The organism is Pseudomonas sp. 5Vm1k (assembly GCF_056161485.1).
Window position 1 is genome coordinate 48,443 of the sequence record NZ_JBSPCZ010000017.1, and the last position, 16,519, is coordinate 64,961.

Annotated in this window: 18 protein-coding genes and 2 pseudogenes; 13 read left to right on the plus strand and 7 right to left on the minus strand. The window is 57.8% G+C overall.

Annotated elements, in window-relative coordinates:
- Positions 1-62 precede the first annotated feature (62 nt).
- The 3 genes from ACWIKB_RS26715 to ACWIKB_RS26725 form a co-directional block, all read right to left on the minus strand.
- Positions 63-494: an acyl-CoA thioesterase gene (locus ACWIKB_RS26715; RefSeq protein WP_475270488.1), complete on the minus strand. Its 432-nt coding sequence runs from the start codon at positions 492-494 to the stop codon at positions 63-65.
- Positions 495-641: 147 nt separating this feature from the next.
- Positions 642-1,868, minus strand: a complete 1,227-nt coding sequence (locus tag ACWIKB_RS26720) for a 3-hydroxyacyl-CoA dehydrogenase (protein WP_475270489.1) — start codon at positions 1,866-1,868, stop codon at positions 642-644.
- 233 nt (positions 1,869-2,101) lie between these two features.
- Positions 2,102-4,036, minus strand: a complete 1,935-nt coding sequence (locus ACWIKB_RS26725; protein WP_475270491.1) for a RecQ family ATP-dependent DNA helicase — start codon at positions 4,034-4,036, stop codon at positions 2,102-2,104.
- Positions 4,037-4,302: 266 nt separating this feature from the next.
- Here ACWIKB_RS26725 and ACWIKB_RS26730 point away from each other — a divergent pair, with 266 nt between their 5' ends.
- Positions 4,303-4,428: a hypothetical protein gene (locus tag ACWIKB_RS26730; RefSeq protein WP_256207504.1), complete on the plus strand. Its 126-nt coding sequence runs from the start codon at positions 4,303-4,305 to the stop codon at positions 4,426-4,428.
- On the opposite strand, the gene ACWIKB_RS26735 is transcribed toward ACWIKB_RS26730, so the two are convergent.
- Positions 4,429-4,932: a polysaccharide deacetylase gene (locus ACWIKB_RS26735; RefSeq protein WP_475270492.1), complete on the minus strand. Its 504-nt coding sequence runs from the start codon at positions 4,930-4,932 to the stop codon at positions 4,429-4,431.
- Between the two features lie 297 nt (positions 4,933-5,229).
- On the opposite strand from ACWIKB_RS26735, the gene ACWIKB_RS26740 reads away from it, so the two are divergent.
- The 8 genes and pseudogenes from ACWIKB_RS26740 (at position 5,230) to ACWIKB_RS26775 (ending at position 9,905) form a co-directional block, all read left to right on the plus strand.
- Positions 5,230-5,535, plus strand: coding sequence for a hypothetical protein (locus ACWIKB_RS26740; RefSeq protein ID WP_475270493.1), 306 nt, complete (start codon positions 5,230-5,232; stop codon positions 5,533-5,535).
- Between the two features lie 96 nt (positions 5,536-5,631).
- A pseudogene (locus ACWIKB_RS26745) lies at positions 5,632-5,754 on the plus strand (antitoxin PaaA2 family protein); the annotation flags it as partial.
- A 172-nt stretch (positions 5,755-5,926) separates the two neighbouring features.
- Positions 5,927-6,223 carry a hypothetical protein gene (locus tag ACWIKB_RS26750; protein WP_475270494.1) on the plus strand — a complete coding sequence of 99 codons (297 nt, stop codon included), beginning with the start codon at positions 5,927-5,929 and terminating at the stop codon, positions 6,221-6,223.
- Positions 6,224-6,515: 292 nt separating this feature from the next.
- Positions 6,516-6,881, plus strand: coding sequence for a DUF1493 family protein (locus tag ACWIKB_RS26755; protein ID WP_475270564.1), 366 nt, complete (start codon positions 6,516-6,518; stop codon positions 6,879-6,881).
- Positions 6,882-7,061: 180 nt separating this feature from the next.
- Positions 7,062-7,550, plus strand: a complete 489-nt coding sequence (locus tag ACWIKB_RS26760) for a helix-turn-helix domain-containing protein (protein ID WP_475270495.1) — start codon at positions 7,062-7,064, stop codon at positions 7,548-7,550.
- 2 nt (positions 7,551-7,552) lie between these two features.
- Positions 7,553-8,824, plus strand: coding sequence for a type II toxin-antitoxin system HipA family toxin (locus ACWIKB_RS26765; RefSeq protein ID WP_475270496.1), 1,272 nt, complete (start codon positions 7,553-7,555; stop codon positions 8,822-8,824).
- A gap of 20 nt (positions 8,825-8,844) precedes the next feature.
- Positions 8,845-9,006, plus strand: a pseudogene (locus ACWIKB_RS26770) (DUF1493 family protein); the annotation flags it as partial.
- 44 nt (positions 9,007-9,050) lie between these two features.
- On the plus strand, positions 9,051-9,905 hold the full coding sequence (locus ACWIKB_RS26775; protein WP_475270565.1) for an EamA family transporter: 855 nt from the start codon (positions 9,051-9,053) through the stop codon (positions 9,903-9,905).
- A 192-nt stretch (positions 9,906-10,097) separates the two neighbouring features.
- Here ACWIKB_RS26775 and ACWIKB_RS26780 read toward each other — a convergent pair whose 3' ends face one another.
- On the minus strand, positions 10,098-11,639 hold the full coding sequence (locus tag ACWIKB_RS26780; RefSeq protein ID WP_475270497.1) for a phosphoenolpyruvate carboxykinase: 1,542 nt from the start codon (positions 11,637-11,639) through the stop codon (positions 10,098-10,100).
- A 182-nt stretch (positions 11,640-11,821) separates the two neighbouring features.
- Positions 11,822-12,724 (minus strand): Hsp33 family molecular chaperone HslO, encoded by a 903-nt coding sequence (gene hslO / locus ACWIKB_RS26785; RefSeq protein WP_475270498.1) that lies wholly within the window; start codon positions 12,722-12,724, stop codon positions 11,822-11,824.
- Between the two features lie 103 nt (positions 12,725-12,827).
- Between hslO and ACWIKB_RS26790 the strand changes: the two genes are divergently transcribed.
- On the plus strand, positions 12,828-13,628 hold the full coding sequence (locus tag ACWIKB_RS26790; protein ID WP_475270499.1) for a phosphatase PAP2 family protein: 801 nt from the start codon (positions 12,828-12,830) through the stop codon (positions 13,626-13,628).
- Between the two features lie 135 nt (positions 13,629-13,763).
- Here the strand turns inward: ACWIKB_RS26790 and ACWIKB_RS26795 are convergent, their stop codons facing one another.
- Entirely contained in the window at positions 13,764-14,171 is a 408-nt protein-coding gene (locus tag ACWIKB_RS26795; RefSeq protein WP_092274946.1) for an RNA-binding S4 domain-containing protein, read from the minus strand.
- Between the two features lie 116 nt (positions 14,172-14,287).
- On the opposite strand from ACWIKB_RS26795, the gene rimA reads away from it, so the two are divergent.
- Genes rimA through rimK form a run of 3 tightly spaced genes read left to right on the plus strand, consistent with a single transcriptional unit; the run spans position 14,288 to position 16,466 of the window.
- Positions 14,288-15,067, plus strand: coding sequence for a S6 modification regulatory phosphodiesterase RimA (rimA, locus tag ACWIKB_RS26800; protein ID WP_475270500.1), 780 nt, complete (start codon positions 14,288-14,290; stop codon positions 15,065-15,067).
- 17 nt (positions 15,068-15,084) lie between these two features.
- Positions 15,085-15,564, plus strand: a complete 480-nt coding sequence (gene rimB, locus ACWIKB_RS26805) for a retropepsin-like aspartic endopeptidase RimB (protein ID WP_054047776.1) — start codon at positions 15,085-15,087, stop codon at positions 15,562-15,564.
- Positions 15,561-16,466 carry a 30S ribosomal protein S6--L-glutamate ligase gene (rimK, locus tag ACWIKB_RS26810; RefSeq protein WP_054047778.1) on the plus strand — a complete coding sequence of 302 codons (906 nt, stop codon included), beginning with the start codon at positions 15,561-15,563 and terminating at the stop codon, positions 16,464-16,466. The genes rimB and rimK overlap by 4 nt, the downstream gene beginning before the upstream one ends.
- Positions 16,467-16,519: the final 53 nt, after the last annotated feature.

A 16,519-nucleotide genomic window follows, 5' to 3' on the forward strand; every position in this document is an offset into this window, starting at 1 on the left:
GCAGCTCCTACGGGTGTACACACATCCCTGTAGGCGCTGTCGGAGGCTGCGATCTTTTCGTTTCAGACCACCAACCGCTCCAGCGCCCCGCGTAATCCGGCAGGAATCGCCACCGGCTGATTCGACGCCCGATCCACAAACACATGCACGAAGCGCCCGGCCGCACAGGCTTCGTCTTCGCCTTGCTTGAACACCGCCAGTTCGTATTGCACCGAACTGTTGCCCAACTTGCCCACCCGCAGACCAATCTCGATACGATCCGGGAAAGCGATGGACGCAAAATAATCGCAAGCCGAACTCACAACAAAACCCACAACTTCACCGTCATGGATATCCAGCCCGCCGACTTCGATCAGGTAGGTGTTCACCGCCGTGTCGAAAAAGCTGTAGTAGGTGACGTTATTGACGTGACCGTAGGCGTCGTTGTCGTGCCAGCGAGTGGTGATGGGCTGGAAGTGCGGGTAGTCGGTGCGTTGGGGCATCGGGTTGGACATTAGTGTTGGTTCCTGGGTTTGGGTGGCCAGTCTAAGGCGAAAACCGCGTTATCGTTCTTCGCGAGCAGGCTCGCTCCCACAGGGAATCGCATTCCTCCTGTGGGAGCGAGCCTGCTCGCGAAGGCGCCCTCACAGACGCCAAATCCATCACCTGTCAGCAAACCCCTTCCCTACCGCCGCCAACTCCCCGATCAACCTTGCCGGCTTCCACTGATCACCTTGCCGAGTCTCCAGCGCCAGTAACCGCTGATGAATATCCGCCAACCCCTGCTGATCCGCCCAGGCCATCGGCCCGCCCTTGTCTGCCGGGAAGCCATAGCCATTGAGGTAAACCAGATCAATGTCATGGGCCGAACTGGCAATGCCTTCCTGAAGGATCTTCGCCCCTTCGTTGACCAGTGCCAGCAAGCAGCGCTCCAGAATCTCCTCAGGGCTGATCTCACGACGCTGGAAGCCCAAACCCTCGCTGACCTCCAGCACCAGCGCATCGACCTCCACATCGTGCTCAGCCTGGCGACTGCCCGGCTCATAGTGGTAGTACCCGTCGCCACTCTTCTGACCGAAGCGCCCGAGTTCGCACAGCCGATTGTCGACCTGAACTTGCGGTGCATCCTGACCTTTGCCAGCCAGTTCGCGGGCACGCCATTCCAGATCAATGCCGACCACGTCATACATGCGGAACGGGCCCATGGCGAAACCGAACCCTTGCAGCACCGCATCCACCTGATAGGGAAACGCCCCTTCAAGCAACATCTTGCGAGCCTCAAGCACGTAGGTATGCAGCATGCGATTGCCGATAAAACCATGGCAGTTGCCCGACACCACGCTGACCTTGCCCATACGTTTGCCCAGATCCAGCGCGGCATCGAGCACCGCCGGAGCAGTTTGCGCACCGCGAACGATTTCCAGCAGTTTCATGATGTGTGCAGGGCTGAAGAAATGCAGGCCCAGCACCTGTTGCGGGCGGCGAGTGGCGGCGGCAATCGCGTCGATATCCAGCGCCGAGGTATTACTGGCCAGAATCGCTTCGGGTTTGAGCAGACCATCGAGCTCGCGGAAGATTTTTTGTTTCAGTTCGAGGTTTTCGTAGACCGCCTCGATCACCAGATCAACATCGCGGATCGCCGCGTAATCGGCTGCGCTGGTCACTCGCGCCAGGCGAGCGTCTGCCTCGGCCTGATTGATCCGGCCCTGGCGCACGTTGTGGGCGTAAGTTTCGGCGACTGCGGCCAATGCCTGTTCAAGCATCTGCGGGTTGTTATCGACCCATTGCACCGGCACCCCGGCGTTGGCCAGGCACATGACAATCCCACGACCCATGGTGCCCGCCCCGATTACGGCGGCGCGCTGAATATTGAACGGCGTCTGGCTCATTGTTGTTCTCTTGTTGGCGATCCAAAGACAGCCTTCACCATAGTCAGCCGCCACAGGTTTTTGAAATTTATTCCTGTGATGGGGGACATTCAGGGGATGGATGCAGCCCGCAAGATCACCGCAAATCCCCTTGTGGGAGCAGGCTTGCTCGCGAAGGCGGCGTGTCAGTCGACATCATCGTTGACTGACACGCCGCCTTCGCGAGCAAGCCCGCTCCCACAGGGGTAGGTGTTTCAACCGGACAAATGCGCCTGAGCCCACTCCCGCACTTGGGCATACGGATAATCTTCCAGCGCACCCGACCCCGGAATCGTCCGCGCCTTGAGCTTGGTAAACAACGGAACGCTGATCCCGCACAGGAACCGTGTCACCCGTTCCGCCGACGGGAAATGCCCGGTGTGCTGCTCATGCCTGTGGATAAAATCAGCGCACAACGCTTCGAAGTTTTTATCCACAAGCGCTGGCAACTCCGGCGGCGCAGGCAGTCGCGCAACATCCCCATGACACACCGAACAATGCCCGCACTGCCGGGGCGCGTTTTCATCGCCGAAGTACTCGGCCAGGCGATACCCCAGGCAATGATCAGTGGCGAACAGATCGAGCATGGCGTGAATCCGCGCGATCTCGGTTTGTTCATGGCGAGTGAAGTAAGCGTGCAATTCTTCGCTTAGCGTTTGGGCATCAAACCCGGTTTGCAGCAAGCTGTAGACCTCGGTCATCTGCTTGCTTTCAAGTTCGACCCAGCCCTTCTCCTGGAAGTAATCCAGCGCCTTGACCACCCGATTACGCTCGGCCGAATGCTGCTCGTACAGTGCATCGAAATTCACCGTCGCCCAGGTGCGTGCGCGGCTGGAGGTCTGGATGATCGCCGCGACGAAGTCCTTGCGCTCACCCTCGAAACGGGCGAGCAAAGCCTCCGGCTCCTGCAAGTATTTGAAGCGGTATTCCGCGTAATAGGCGTAACGCGGCGCGATGATGCCGCGCAGCTCCAACTGCACCAGCAAGGTCTTGAGCGGTAACTGGCGAATGTTGCTCTGGTCCGCCAACGGCCCCAGCAGAAACTCCCACTGTCCTTCGGGTGCGGCGGCTTGCAGTTCGTCGAGCACGCAGCGGATACCGTCCAGTTCCGGCGTGTCGCCGTAGACGAAATTCTCCAGCACGTTGAGGCTGTCGCGGTTGGCCAATACCAGGCAATCGGAAGGCTGCCCGTCACGCCCGGCGCGGCCGATTTCCTGGCTGTAGTTTTCGATGGATTTGGGCAGGTCGAAATGCACAACGTTGCGGATGTCGCTTTTATCGATGCCCATGCCGAAAGCGATGGTCGCGACGATGCAATTGGACTGGCCGCCCATGAAGCGCTTCTGAATGGCTTCCCGTTGCTCGTGAGGCAAACCGGCGTGATAAGCCTCGGCCTGAATACCGTTGCGGCCCAAATGTTCGGCAATGTGCTCGGCGGTTTTCTGCAGAGTGACGTAGACGATGCTCGGCTGGTTCGGGCGCTGGCTCATCCACTCGACAAGGCGTCGGCGTTTGTCCTGGCCGCGCACCGGCTCCACCAGCAGATTGAGGTTCGGCCGATAGAAACCGGTGGTCACCACGTCTTCGGGAGCGATGGCGAATTTCGCTTCCATGTCCGCGATCACTTTCGGCGTCGCGGTGGCGGTCAGCAACAAGGCTTGGGGGATGTTGAACTGACGCTGGTAGTCCGGGAGCTTGAGGTAATCGGGGCGGAAGTTATGGCCCCACTCCGAGATGCAGTGCGCCTCGTCCACCACCAACAGCGAGATCGGCACTTGCTGCAAAAAATTGCGGAAGCGCTCGTTCTTCAGGCGCTCCACGGAAATCATCAAGATCTTCAATTCGCCAGACTTGGCACGGGCCATCACGTCACTCGCGTCATCGCGACTTTGCGCCGAATCGATACTGCCCGCCGAGATGCCGTGGCGTTGCAGGAACGCCAACTGATCCTGCATCAGCGCCAGCAGCGGCGATACCACCAACGTCAGGTGCGGTAGCAACAGTGCCGGCAATTGATAACACAGGGACTTGCCCGAACCGGTGGGGAAAATCGCCGCCGCCGAGCGCCCGGCCAACACCGCGCTGACCGCCGCTTCCTGGCCGGGCCGAAACTGTGGATAACCGAAAACCTGTTCCAGGGTGTTGTGCATAAGCTGTCACTCCGTTGACCGCTGCGATGCCAAAAGCCTAGCCGGCGATTGCAGCGAGTCGAGAAAAGGTCGGGACCAAAACGATACGGGATGATACAGCCTTGCCGCTCTGCTTCTTTGCCACAGGATGAAACAAACGAAACACTTTCTTGCTCACAGGGCCGCTCGGTCAGGAGGTAAGGTTCACCTCCTCAAAACCACTATTCGCGTATTTCACATCACGGCAGGACGCCTGATGGGCGCGGATTTTTCACGAAGGAACGACCATGCCCCACACTTCGATTTTCGCCCTAGTACTTGCATCGCTGCTGCTGAGCGGATGCGGCAAATTCCCTGACGAGCCGCCGCTGCTTGCCGCGCATTCCACTGCTCAGCCTGACATCGCCAGCTGACTACGGCACCAGCACCGCCACTCGCAGTTGCTCATTCAATGCCTGCTCATGAAACACCCGGCTCTTGCTGGCCCACGCGGCATAAGCCGGGCTGATCTCGCCCGTGAACGCTGCTGCCAACTGACGCAAATCAGCGACGCTGCGTACACGCGGGCAGAAGGGTTGGCTATCGCAGTTCTGACTGGCATTGCGGTAGGTGGTCAGTAACCGATCCCACAACCCGTCACGCACCTGCCGCACAGATTTGAGCTTTACGGATTGCACACCCAGGCGTTGTTTCAGTCCGGGTTCGTCCAGTGCTTCGCTGTCCAGCAGCGCCTTGCCGACCATCAGCACTTCGGCGCGGGACGCTGTATCGACTTCAGCTTGACTGGTGAGGGCATCGGGCCAACCGGTGCGGTCCATATTGGCCTGAACCATCGAACCGGCCGCGTCAGTGGCGCCCGCCAAACGACCAATACCGGCCCACAACAACAAAATCGAGGCCATACGTAGCCATTGCATACCTAATTCCCTTTAAGCGTTGGTCAGACGTTTGGAAACGCCCTACAGATTCTGGCGCGCACCATACAGAGGTTTGCGGCGTAATGCCTGACAAACCCGTAGGAAATTTGACCGGTAAGGGTTTCACCGCAAAAATCCTCGGGAAACACGTAGGCCAGGTCCGAAAACCCGGGTAAAACCCCTACGAACTCTGTCCATCGAAGCCATATTGCCGCGCCACATGAGGCCCTTCTATAGTCTGCGGCGCGGCTGAAACGGTGTCTCGGCCTGCCGTGATCTCACACAGGAGAAACCTCGATGAACACACCTTGCACGCTGACAAATCGCTTTCACCCGCTCAAGTCTAGTTATAGCGACACCCCCGTACTGGTCATCGACACCGAAGCCGATCCATACGAAATCCTCGACGCCGCGCGCCAACGCATCCGCGCCGCCAGCGATCTGCTTGAAACGCTTTATTGTCAGAGTTTCAAAGAGGCCGACCCGAGCGACATTCCCAACATCGTCAACGCCTTGCACCTGCTCACCCGGGACGGCCACGAACTCCTGGAAATTGCCCGGAAGCACTTGCCGAAGAACACCACAGAATCCGGCCCCGTGTAGGAGCGAGGCTTGCCCGCGAAGAACGAAAACCCGGTGTACCTGATGAAATCAAAAATGCCCGAAACTCAACAATAGCTCGATAAAGAAGCCTACGACGCATGGTTCAGAGCACAAGTACAAGCCAGCATCGACGACCCGCGACCTGGCATTCCAGATGAAGAAGCCAGACGCATATTCGCAATCAAACGGGAGAAATTGCGACAGGGGAAAAAGCTGTAGGCAATGCCTTGCCGAAGCTTCATCCCGTTCCTACAACCTAAGACACCTTGTCTTCTATCGCTGCCCAAGACTCAAATCTATAGTCGGATTGTCGCTGCCAAATCAGCGATTCGGGCTTGGTCACTCGAAAGAGAGAGGCGCAATTTTCCCTTTTAGATAGAGGTGTCCGTCAGTGACCACACTAAATCCGCTTGTCGATCGCTACCGCCCACTACAAACCAACCTCACCGATTCCCCACCCCTGATCATCGACACAGAAGCCAACCCCCAGGACATCCTCGAAGCCGCCCTCCAGCGCATCCGAGCCTCCAGCGACCTCCTCAAAACCCTGCACTGCGTCTGCTTCAAAAACGGCGACGTCGAAGACATCCCCCATATCACCCACGCGCTCTACCTCCTGAACCAAGACGGCTGCGACCTATTGAAAGTCGCCCAACAACGCATGATGGGCTGGAAAGCACCCGCCTGACACCGAACGAAGATCGTTCCCACGCTCCGCGTGGGAATGCCTCAACGGACGCTCCGCGTTCGACTCTTGGGACGCAGAGCGTCCCGGGCTGCATTCCAACGCGGAGCGTAGGAACGATCAAAACCTGAGGATAACCATGAGCCGGTTTTTTGATGAGCTAATGGAAAGCGCGCAACAGATGAACGAAATCCTGCGCGGTGCGCGCCAGCCTTCCCGCGAATATCAACATCCAAAGCGCCGCAAAATCAGGCCTAATCCGTCTCATCGAAATGCCCCTAACGGAACACGCACCATGAACCTCGCCCCCAACTTCCCCGACGACCACGCCATGCACCTGCTCATGCAGTTGCTGCACGAAGAACTCGGCCTGCCCGAACGCAAAACCATCAGCCTCACCACCTCGATCAATTTCGACCTCGGCTGCGACGGCGCTGACGCGCAACACTTGATGGAAGCGCTGGAAGAACAGTTTGGGATCGACTTCATCGACTACGACGCCTACCGCTATTTCCAACCGCAAGGGTTCGATGTGCATCTCAAGCGCAGGGCAAAGGGTCGAGGTGACAAAGTCCCGCTGACCATCGGCATGCTTTACCAAGCAGTCAAGGTGCAACAGTGGGATACACAAGCTCTGGAATCTCTCCAGCGGAATACATAAATGGCATTATTCTGGCTGTTTAATAGAAATCTGGCTGGAATAATGGCAGTTATAAAAATTAATTCAGGCCTCGACCGTTTGCAGCGGTGCCGAAGACAGTGCCTTGCAACACCCTGCAAATCACTACATAAGTGCTATTATTCTGGCAGTTAAAGCCAAATAGTGAAGGAATAATGGCATATGGCTAAGAAAACAGCGCCTCTCATGCCATCCGCATCCAGACTGCTCGCGGAGTTCGGTGAACGCCTGAAACTCGCTCGACTGCGTCGCAGGCTGACCGCAAAGCAAGTCGCTGAAAGGGCTGGCATGTCGCTGACAACGCTTCGCTCTCTGGAGTCCGGCGCTTCAGGCGTGACGATGGGCGCCTATATGTCTGTGATGCAGGTTCTGGGCTTGGAGAAAGACTTGAGTAAGCTCGCAGCAACCGATGAGTTGGGACGCCAGCTGCAAGACGCGCGCTTAACTCCACAAGCAAACGCAGCAGCCAGTAAACGCCAGCGAGTACGCAAAGCGAACGCCGCGAAGGCGTCGTCACCGATTCGAGACAGGACGGAGGAAGCATCGGAAAGCCCCATTTCCGATTCGGATATTGAGGTTGATTTCCCGTTGAACACTCACTCGTTTTCCAAGTTGTTCACCACGAAGAAAACCAAACCCGGGACGGATTGAAAATGACACTGATCGCGGTGTATGCCGATTGGGAAACCCTGAACGGACCAAGGCGACTTGGGTTTCTCCATGCCCGAAAAGCTCGCTCCAACAACGTGTTCGAATTTGAATACGACCCTACCGCTTTGGCCGATCCCGAATTGAACTTCACGACGCTGGATCCCCGCATCGGACTCTTCGAAGGACGGCAATTCCCTGGCCAGCACCAGACTCGCTTCGGCGCTTTTGCCGACTCAAGCCCGGATCGCTGGGGCCAGTTGCTAATGAAACGCCGCTTGGAACGGGACATCCGCGAAGGACTTGTCCCGAAGGGCACAAAGCTCTACGAGTCGGATTACCTTCTAGGCGTTCACGACCTCTATCGAGTCGGTGCTATCCGCTACAAGTTGAATGATGAAGGTAGTTTTCTGGACGATCGAGATGGGTTGGCAGCGCCGCCCTTTATCAAGTTACGGGAGCTGGAACAGGCAAGTCGCGCGCTGGAAAACGATCCAGACAACACATCACTCGATGGGCGCGAGTGGTTAAGAATGTTGATTGCACCCGGTGGCTCACTGGGCGGCGCCAGACCCAAGGCCAGCGTTGCTGACAAGAACGGTCATCTGTGGATCGCCAAGTTCCCGAGCACTCGCGACGACTATGACGTCGGCGGATGGGAATTCGTGGTGAACGCCATGGCGAAGCAATGTGGTCTGCGCGTGGCTACGGGGATGGCGCAGCGCTATGCGAGTGACCATTACTGCTTCATGGTCAAACGCTTCGACCGCACTGCAACGGGAGGGCGACTGCATTTCGCCTCAGCCATGACCATGACCGACCGCGTAGACGGTGATGATGCGTCAGTAGGCGCCAGCTACCTTGAGTTGGCAGAAGTACTCGTGCAGCACGGTTCAGAGCCCGACGAAGATCTCCGCGAATTGTGGTCACGGATTGTGTTCAACATCTTGGTTTCAAATACCGACGATCACATGCGCAACCATGGCTTTCTTCTTGATCCGGGTCGTGGGTGGCGCCTGTCTGATGCCTACGACATGAATCCGGTCGCACATGCCGATGGATTGAAGCTCAACATTACCGATGCCGACAATGCGCTGGATCTCGAACTCGCTCGCGAAGTCGCCGAAATCTTCCGAGTCGGCCGTGATGATGCACAGGAGATTATTGAGCGTTTCCGAGAAGTGGTGAGCCAGTGGCCAAAAGTGGCCAGTGCTGCGGGGCTGTCGAAACGGGAGCAAGACAATATGGCTTCAGCGTTTCGGCTATCAGGAAAATAGCTGAGAGCCCTCCTCTTATCATCGAACAAGATACCTATCGCTACTTCCAACGCGAAGGCTACGATGTGTTCCTCAAACGCAGGGCCAAGGGTCGCGGCGACAAAGTCCCGCTGACTATCGGCATGCTCTACCAGGCCATCAAGGCCCAACGCTGGGACACTCAGGAGCTGGAAAGCCTCTAAACGTGCGCAGCGAACACCTATAAGGACATAGCGTGGACGTACTGATGGGTTTACTCGCCGCCCTGCTCTGGGGTGGTACAGATTTTCTCGTGGGCCTGAATGCCCGCGCAGTCGGCGTCAAACGGGCTGTTTATTTTGGCCAGGCGTTGGGCTTTACGATCATGAGCCTGTTGCTGATCGCCGTTCCCAGCTTCATCTTCAAATCCATGGCGGCACCACTCAACGTCTGGCTGATCGGCATCGCCGCCGCCATCCTGACCGTGTCTGGCGCCCTGGCGCTGTCCAAAGCCTTCGCCCTCGGAAAAGCCTCCATTGTCGCGCCGCTGGTGACGTCCTACGGTGTGGTCACGACATTGCTCTCGTGGGCTGGCGGTGAGCAGATCAGCTTGATTCAACTGCTATGCATTGGCCTGTGCGTGCTCGGGGTCATTCTTTCCAGCATTCACTCTGACCCGAAGATTCCACACACCACACAAGCCAGCAGTTCGATTGCCTACGCATTGTTGGCGGCAGTGTTCTACGGCACCAGTTTTTGGTTGCAAGGACACTTCGTCCTTCCTGTTCTTGGGCCGGTGACGATGCTCTGGCTCGCTTATCTTGTTGGGCTGATCGTGCTGGTGCTCATCGTGATCAAAATAAAGGATGGCTTGAAAATCCCTCCCCTGAAAAACTGCATGACGCTGACGGGTGCAAGCCTAATGAACCTGGGTGGCTTTTCGTCATTCGCCTGGGGCGCGGTGGCCGGATCAGTTTCGGTTGTGACCGTGATCAGCACATTGTCGGGCGGGATTGCGGCGATTTTGGGCTATGTTTTTTTCAAGGAGCGATTGGCCAAGGTACAAGTGCTGGGCGTTGTTTTGGTCTTGGTTGGCGCATTAGTTCTGCACCTGAAAACCTGAAACGCACGCCAGTTCCTGTGGGAGCGGGCTTGCTCGCGAAAGCGGTGGAGCCGTCAGCATCAATGTTGAATGAATAACCGCTTTCGCGAGCAAGCCCGCTCCCACAAGGGATCTTCATAACTTTCAAGACCAAACAGCTCCCACAAAAAAGCCGCCCCTGAGGGCGGCTCTTTCATTGCGTCAGACCAAATCTTACAACTTAGGCCCAGCAGCCTTGATCGCGTCGCTCACTTCAAACTTCTTGAAGTTCTCAACAAACAACCCAGCCAACGCCTTGGCTGCTTCATCGTAAGCAGCTTTATCAGCCCAGGTATTACGCGGGTTCAACAGGCCAGTCTCAACACCAGGAACAGCCAACGGCACGTCCAGGTTGATGGTGTCCAGGTGCTCGGTTTCAACACCGATCAACGCACCGCTCTGGATCGCTGCAATCACGCCACGGGTGGTCGGGATGTTGAAGCGCTTGCCGACGCCGTAGCCGCCGCCAGTCCAACCGGTGTTAACCAGGTAAACCTTGGAGCCGAAGCCGCGGATGCGCTTGATCAGCAGTTCTGCGTATTCGCCAGCCGGACGCGGGAAGAACGGTGCGCCGAAGCAGGTGGAGAAGGTGGATTTGATGCCGCTGCCGGAACCCATTTCGGTCGAGCCCACCAGTGCGGTGTAGCCGGACAGGAAGTGGTAGGCCGCTTGTTCTTCGCTGAGGATGGACACTGGCGGCAGGACGCCGGTCAGGTCGCAGGTCAGGAAGATCACCGCGTTTGGCTCGCCACCGAGGTTGTGCTCGGAGCGCTTGGCAACGTGCTCCAGCGGGTAGGCGGCGCGGCTGTTCTGGGTCAGGCTGACATCGGCATAGTCGGCGTGCTTGGCGTCGTCGATGACGACGTTTTCCAGTACAGCGCCGTGCTTGATGGCTTTCCAGATGACCGGCTCGTTCTTCTCGGACAGGTCGATGCACTTGGCGTAGCAGCCGCCTTCGATGTTGAAGACAACGCCTTCGCCCCAGCCGTGTTCGTCGTCACCGATCAGGTAACGGCTTTCGTCGGCGGACAGGGTGGTTTTGCCGGTGCCGGACAGACCGAAGAACAGGGTCACGTCGCCTGCTTCGCCGATGTTGGCGGCGCAGTGCATCGGCAGCACGTCAGCGGCCGGCAGCAGGAAGTTTTGCACGGAGAACATGGCTTTCTTCATTTCACCGGCGTAACGCATGCCGGCGATCAGCACTTTCTTCTGTGCGAAGTTGAGGATCACGCAACCGTCGGAGTTGGTGCCGTCACGCTCAGGCACGCATTCGAAGTTGGCTACGTTGAGCACTTGCCACTCATCACGGCCAGCCGGGTTGTACTTTTCCGGGTTGATGAACAGGCAACGACCGAACAGATTCTGCCAGGCAGTCTGGGTGGTCATCTTCACGGCCAGGTAGTGGTCTTCAGCTGCGCCTACATGCACGTGGGAAACGAAATGCTCTTGCGCGTTGTTGAATGCTTCTACGCGGCTCCACAGGGCATCGAACTTGTCGGCCGGGAACTTGCGGTTGATCGGGCCCCAGGCGATGGAAGCCGAAGTGGATGGCTCGTCAACGATGAAACGATCGACTGGCGAGCGGCCGGTGCGGTGACCGGTGCGAACAACCAGCGCGCCGGTATCGGCAAGCTCGCCTTCACCGCGACTCAAGGCTTCTTTTACCAGATCATCAACACTCAGATCGGTGTACACGGCGTTATTGGCTTGCGTCATGAGATTCCCCGTCGGCCAGTGGCCGAGTGTGCTCCAAACGTTTTGTAGTAGAAAGTCGTGCACTACTACCGCGACAAAAAGTGGGCCGGATTATGCCAGAAACGCCCAAAAAGAGTAGGGCCCTCCCGTCGTAACGGCGTTATTCCGGCGCAAACCAGTGAATTTACCTGCGCTGAACCGTTTTAGTGCCGGGTATCTGACGGGGTATCCACACCCGCTCCAGCGAACAATTGAGTGATATCCGCGGCATCAAACAGGTAGCGCTGGTTACAGAACTGGCAGTCGATCTCGATATTTCCGCCATGCTCAATCACCAGCGACTGGGCATCTTCCAGACCCAAGCTGACCAGCGCATTGGCAGAACGTTCGCGCGAGCAGCTGCAACGGAAGCGCAGTTTCTGCACATCGAACAGGCGCACTTGCTCTTCGTGGTAGAGGCGATGGAGCACGGTTTCGTTATCCAGGCTCAGCAATTCATCGGCGGTCAGGGTGCTGCCCAGCGCGGTGATGTGCTGCCAGCTGGCGGCGCGTTCTTCTTCGTCTTTCAGACGGTCGGCGGGCAATTGCTGGAGCAACAGGCCACGGGCGCGACGGCCATCGGCGTACAGCCAGAAGCGGGTACCGACCTGCTGGGACATGACGAAATAGTTGGTGAAGCACTCGGACAGGGTTTCGCCGTCGAGGTCGACGATGCCCTGGTAACGCTGGCCCTGGGTCGGGTCGACGGTCAGCGCCAGCACGCCGTTGGGCATGAGGTCGGCGAGGGTCGCGTCGGGGGCAATCCGGTCGGCCTCGTAACGGGCCAGGCCACGGATTTCGCGCTCGCTGGAGCACTCGATCATCAGCAGCGGGATCGGGCCATCGGAACGCGCTTGCAGGATCAGCAGTCCATCGAACTTAAGGGTGCCGACCAGCAACGAGGCGGCCGCCATCAGTTCGCCCAGCAGTTGCGCGACCGGCTCTGGGTAGGGGTGTTTGGCCAGCACTTCGGCATAGCTACGTTCCAACGCCACCAGCTCGCCGCGGGTGTCGCTGTCATCGAAGATGAAGCGTTGGGTGAAGTCGGAATCCGGTAGATCGGTCATAGGTCTGGGTATCTGAAGTGATGACAATTTAGTTGCTAGTAGTGACAATTACGTCTTTGCAGCACCATTTTGGTGCGCAATGTTCAGCCATTGGAGGCATTTTATGAACAATCCGGGTTTGTTCCAAGCAAGGTGGAACCTGCGCCGGCTGGTTTTGTGCAATTTTGTGCCTTTGGTGCTGTTGGCATTCTGGTTATGGCCTACGGGTCAGATGTTGTGCGTGATTTTCGACGAGTGGCTGTTTCACCTGCTCAATGCTCCATTGGCCAGCAACCCGATATGGCTCCACATCTGGGCAATTGCAAGTCTGCGTCCATTTGACGCGGTGGTCGGAGTGATTCTGCTGACGCTGCTGATCAAGGGCGATTGGGTGTTCGATGCCATCGATGTACGCCGGGCGTTTTTTGGCTTCCTGGCGATTCTGTTGCTGCTGCTGTTTATTCGCATGCTGTTCACAAAACTTGCCGATCACATGGACTGGCAGCACAGCAGTCCGTCGATGATGATCAAAAACGCCATTCGCATGAGCAACTACTTCCCCGAGCTTGAGAAGACGTGGGAATTGAAGGACCGCTCGACCCAAAGCTTCCCTGGCGACCATGCTTCGGTGTTGCTGATCTGGGCCATGTTCATGACGGTGTTCAGCCGCAGCACCTGGCAGACGCTGACGATCTGGGGCCTGGCGCTGCTGTTCATGATGCCGCGGCTGGTGGCGGGCGCGCATTGGGGCCAGGACGATTACATCGGTGGCGTGTTGCTGGCGGTGTGGGCGTTGGGCTGGGGTTACTACACGCCGTTTGCGTATCACGTTTCGGAGTTTTTCCTGAAAGTGACGGCGCCGCTGTTTGAGCTGCTGGGGAAATTGCCGGTGGTTTCGCGGATGAGTGTGGTGCGTAGCGCCTGATAAGACTAAGGCGCCTGGCCGAGTGCTGCGCACTCGTTCGCGGGCAAGCCACGCTCCCACATTGGAATGCGCTTCCCCTGTGGGAGCGGGCTTGCTCGCGAAAGCGTCAGCCCAGACAACACATAACCAACTGATTCACTCGTCGTTGCTACTGCCGCGAAACTTGAACAAATCCCGCCGCTGCTTTTTGCTCGGCTTGCCATCAGTGCTCACGCCCAGCGACCCGGCCTTGCGCATCGCCGCTGCCGCTTCGCGCTTGGCGACGCTCGCTTCGGTCTCCGCATACAGCGTCTGCGCCTCTGGCGCGCCACGGCGCACGATCGACAGTGCCTGGACCACGACCGTTTTTTCCTCGAACCCAATGCGGATCTGAAACTCATCGCCGATGCGCGGTTCCTTGCCCGGTTTGCAACGTTCGCCCCGACAGTGCACCTTGCCACTCTCGATTGCCGATTTGGCCAGGGCACGTGTTTTGAAAAAACGCGCGGCCCACAACCATTTATCTAGACGGACCTTGTCGTCCTCTTCCTGTTTTTGTGCCATATGAATTCCTCTTTCCGCCAGTAGTCGGAACTGTACTACCGTTTCTGTCGGGCGCAAGAACTCGGCCCTCCCGATAGACTGTGATCGTGGCCGGCTCACCGGCATGGAGTGATCGAGTGACTATATTCCCCTCTTCTTTGACCTCACCCAAAGTCGGTTGCCAGGGCTGCCAGCAAAGCGAGCCGCTGGGCTTCGATTTTGCCTTTGCCTACCAACCGATCGTCGACCTGCGGGACCAATCGATTTTTGCCCACGAAGCACTGGTCCGTGGGGTGGCCGGTGAAGGCGCATTATCCGTGTTAGATCAGGTTACAGAAGAGAACCGCTACCGCTTCGACCAGCTCTGCCGGACCCGCGCCATCGAAGGCGCGGCGAATCTAAATATGCAGACACACTTGTCGATCAACTTCATGCCCAACGCCGTCTATCGTCCAGAGCTATGCATTCGCAGCACCCTGGAGGCGGCGAAAAAACACAATTTCCCGATCAACCGGCTGATTTTCGAGACACTGGAAAGCGAGCACGTAGATAACTATCGCCATTTGACCAATATTCTGCGTGAATACCGCGAATTCGGCTTCAAGACCGCCATCGATGATTTCGGTGCCGGTTATTCGGGGCTCAATCTGCTGGCAGATTTCCAACCGGACCTGATCAAACTCGACATGGCGCTGATCCGCGATGTCGACCGCGACCGTGTTCGTCAGGCTATCGTTCGGGGGATTGTCACAATCTGTGCGGAGTTGAACGTTACAGTCATTGCCGAAGGCATTGAGAGCGCTGGCGAACGGGATTTCCTGGCGGACTGTGGAATATTTCTGATGCAGGGTTTCTGGTTCGCCAAACCTGCATTCAAAGCGTTGGCTCAGGTAACGCCTGAAGCCTGGACGCGTTAATCGCCGGTTTTTTCCTATTGAAGACATTTGACCATTTGACCGTTGTCGGTCTGCGCGAGTGGGTGGCGCTCCCGGATTTGGGAGTCGCGGGCCTTCGGGCAAAAATCGACACCGGGGCCAGCACCTCCAGCCTGCACGCCACCGATATCGAGACATTCGAGCGCGACGGGCAGGAATGGGTGCGCTTCACCGCGCACCTGGGCACGGTGGTGCAATTGCGCCACCGACGCTGCGAGGCGCCGCTGGTGACGATGAAAACCATTAAAAGCTCCAACGGCCACGCGCAAATGCGTTACGTGGTCAGCACCACCCTGGCCCTCGGTGATCGGGTCTGGCGGGTCGAGTTCACCCTCGCCTGCCGCAAGTCCATGCGTTATCGCCTGCTACTCGGCTCCAAAGCCCTGATCGACGGCCAGTTGGTGGTCAATCCGGGCATTAAATATGTACAAGACAAGCCGGTGTTCCCGGTATCTACCTCTTCCACAGGTGTTGCATGAAGATCGCTGTGCTGTCGCGGAACCCGCGTCTGTATTCCACCCGTCGTCTGGTCGAAGCCGGTATCGAGCGTGGCCATGAAATGGTGGTGATCGACACCTTGCGCGCCTACATGAACATTGCCAGCCACAAGCCGCAGATCCACTACCGCGGCAAGCCGCTGGAAGGTTTCGATGCGGTGATCCCGCGGATCGGTGCGTCGGTGACGTTTTATGGCTGCGCGGTGTTGCGCCAGTTTGAAATGATGGGGGTGTTCCCGCTCAACGAGTCGGTGGCCATTGCCCGCTCGCGGGACAAGCTGCGTTCGTTGCAATTGCTGTCGCGCCGGGGAATCGGTTTGCCGGTCACCGGGTTTGCCCACTCGCCAGATGACATTCCCGACCTGATCGACATGGTCAACGGCGCACCGCTGGTGATCAAGGTGCTGGAAGGCACCCAGGGCATCGGCGTGGTGCTGTGTGAAACAGCGACGGCGGCCGAGTCGGTGATCGAAGCGTTCATGGGCCTGAAGCAGAACATCATGGTTCAGGAATACATCAAGGAAGCCGGCGGCGCGGACATTCGCTGCTTCGTGGTCGGCGACAAGGTGATCGCGGCGATGAAGCGCCAGGCCAAGCCAGGGGAGTTCCGCTCCAACCTGCATCGCGGCGGCAGCGCCAGCCTGATCAAGATCACCCCGGAAGAACGCATGACTGCGTTGCGTGCGGCGAAGGTGATGGGTTTGGCGGTGGCAGGTGTGGATATCCTGCGCTCCAATCACGGGCCGTTGGTGATGGAAGTGAACTCGTCGCCGGGGCTGGAAGGGATTGAGACCACCACCGGCAAGAACGTGGCGGGGATCATCATTGAGCATCTGGAGAAGAATGGTGGGCCGAATATGACGCGCACCAAAGGTAAGGGTTGAGGTTTCGGAACTAAGGGGTGTCAGTTAGGGACACCCCTCACCCTAACCCTCTC

Bases quoted from the DNA above. Each gene is read 5' to 3' on its own strand.
- ACWIKB_RS26715 (WP_475270488.1), bottom strand. From the start codon at position 494: ATGTCCAACCCGATGCCCCAACGCACCGACTACCCGCACTTCCAGCCC.
- ACWIKB_RS26720 (WP_475270489.1), bottom strand. From the start codon at position 1,868: ATGAGCCAGACGCCGTTCAATATTCAGCGCGCCGCCGTAATCGGGGCG.
- ACWIKB_RS26725 (WP_475270491.1), bottom strand. From the start codon at position 4,036: ATGCACAACACCCTGGAACAGGTTTTCGGTTATCCACAGTTTCGGCCC.
- ACWIKB_RS26730 (WP_256207504.1), top strand. From the start codon at position 4,303: ATGCCCCACACTTCGATTTTCGCCCTAGTACTTGCATCGCTGCTGCTG.
- ACWIKB_RS26735 (WP_475270492.1), bottom strand. From the start codon at position 4,932: ATGCAATGGCTACGTATGGCCTCGATTTTGTTGTTGTGGGCCGGTATT.
- ACWIKB_RS26740 (WP_475270493.1), top strand. From the start codon at position 5,230: ATGAACACACCTTGCACGCTGACAAATCGCTTTCACCCGCTCAAGTCT.
- ACWIKB_RS26755 (WP_475270564.1), top strand. From the start codon at position 6,516: ATGAACCTCGCCCCCAACTTCCCCGACGACCACGCCATGCACCTGCTC.
- ACWIKB_RS26760 (WP_475270495.1), top strand. From the start codon at position 7,062: ATGGCTAAGAAAACAGCGCCTCTCATGCCATCCGCATCCAGACTGCTC.
- ACWIKB_RS26765 (WP_475270496.1), top strand. From the start codon at position 7,553: ATGACACTGATCGCGGTGTATGCCGATTGGGAAACCCTGAACGGACCA.
- ACWIKB_RS26775 (WP_475270565.1), top strand. From the start codon at position 9,051: ATGGGTTTACTCGCCGCCCTGCTCTGGGGTGGTACAGATTTTCTCGTG.
- ACWIKB_RS26780 (WP_475270497.1), bottom strand. From the start codon at position 11,639: ATGACGCAAGCCAATAACGCCGTGTACACCGATCTGAGTGTTGATGAT.
- hslO (WP_475270498.1), bottom strand. From the start codon at position 12,724: ATGACCGATCTACCGGATTCCGACTTCACCCAACGCTTCATCTTCGAT.
- ACWIKB_RS26790 (WP_475270499.1), top strand. From the start codon at position 12,828: ATGAACAATCCGGGTTTGTTCCAAGCAAGGTGGAACCTGCGCCGGCTG.
- ACWIKB_RS26795 (WP_092274946.1), bottom strand. From the start codon at position 14,171: ATGGCACAAAAACAGGAAGAGGACGACAAGGTCCGTCTAGATAAATGG.
- rimK (WP_054047778.1), top strand. From the start codon at position 15,561: ATGAAGATCGCTGTGCTGTCGCGGAACCCGCGTCTGTATTCCACCCGT.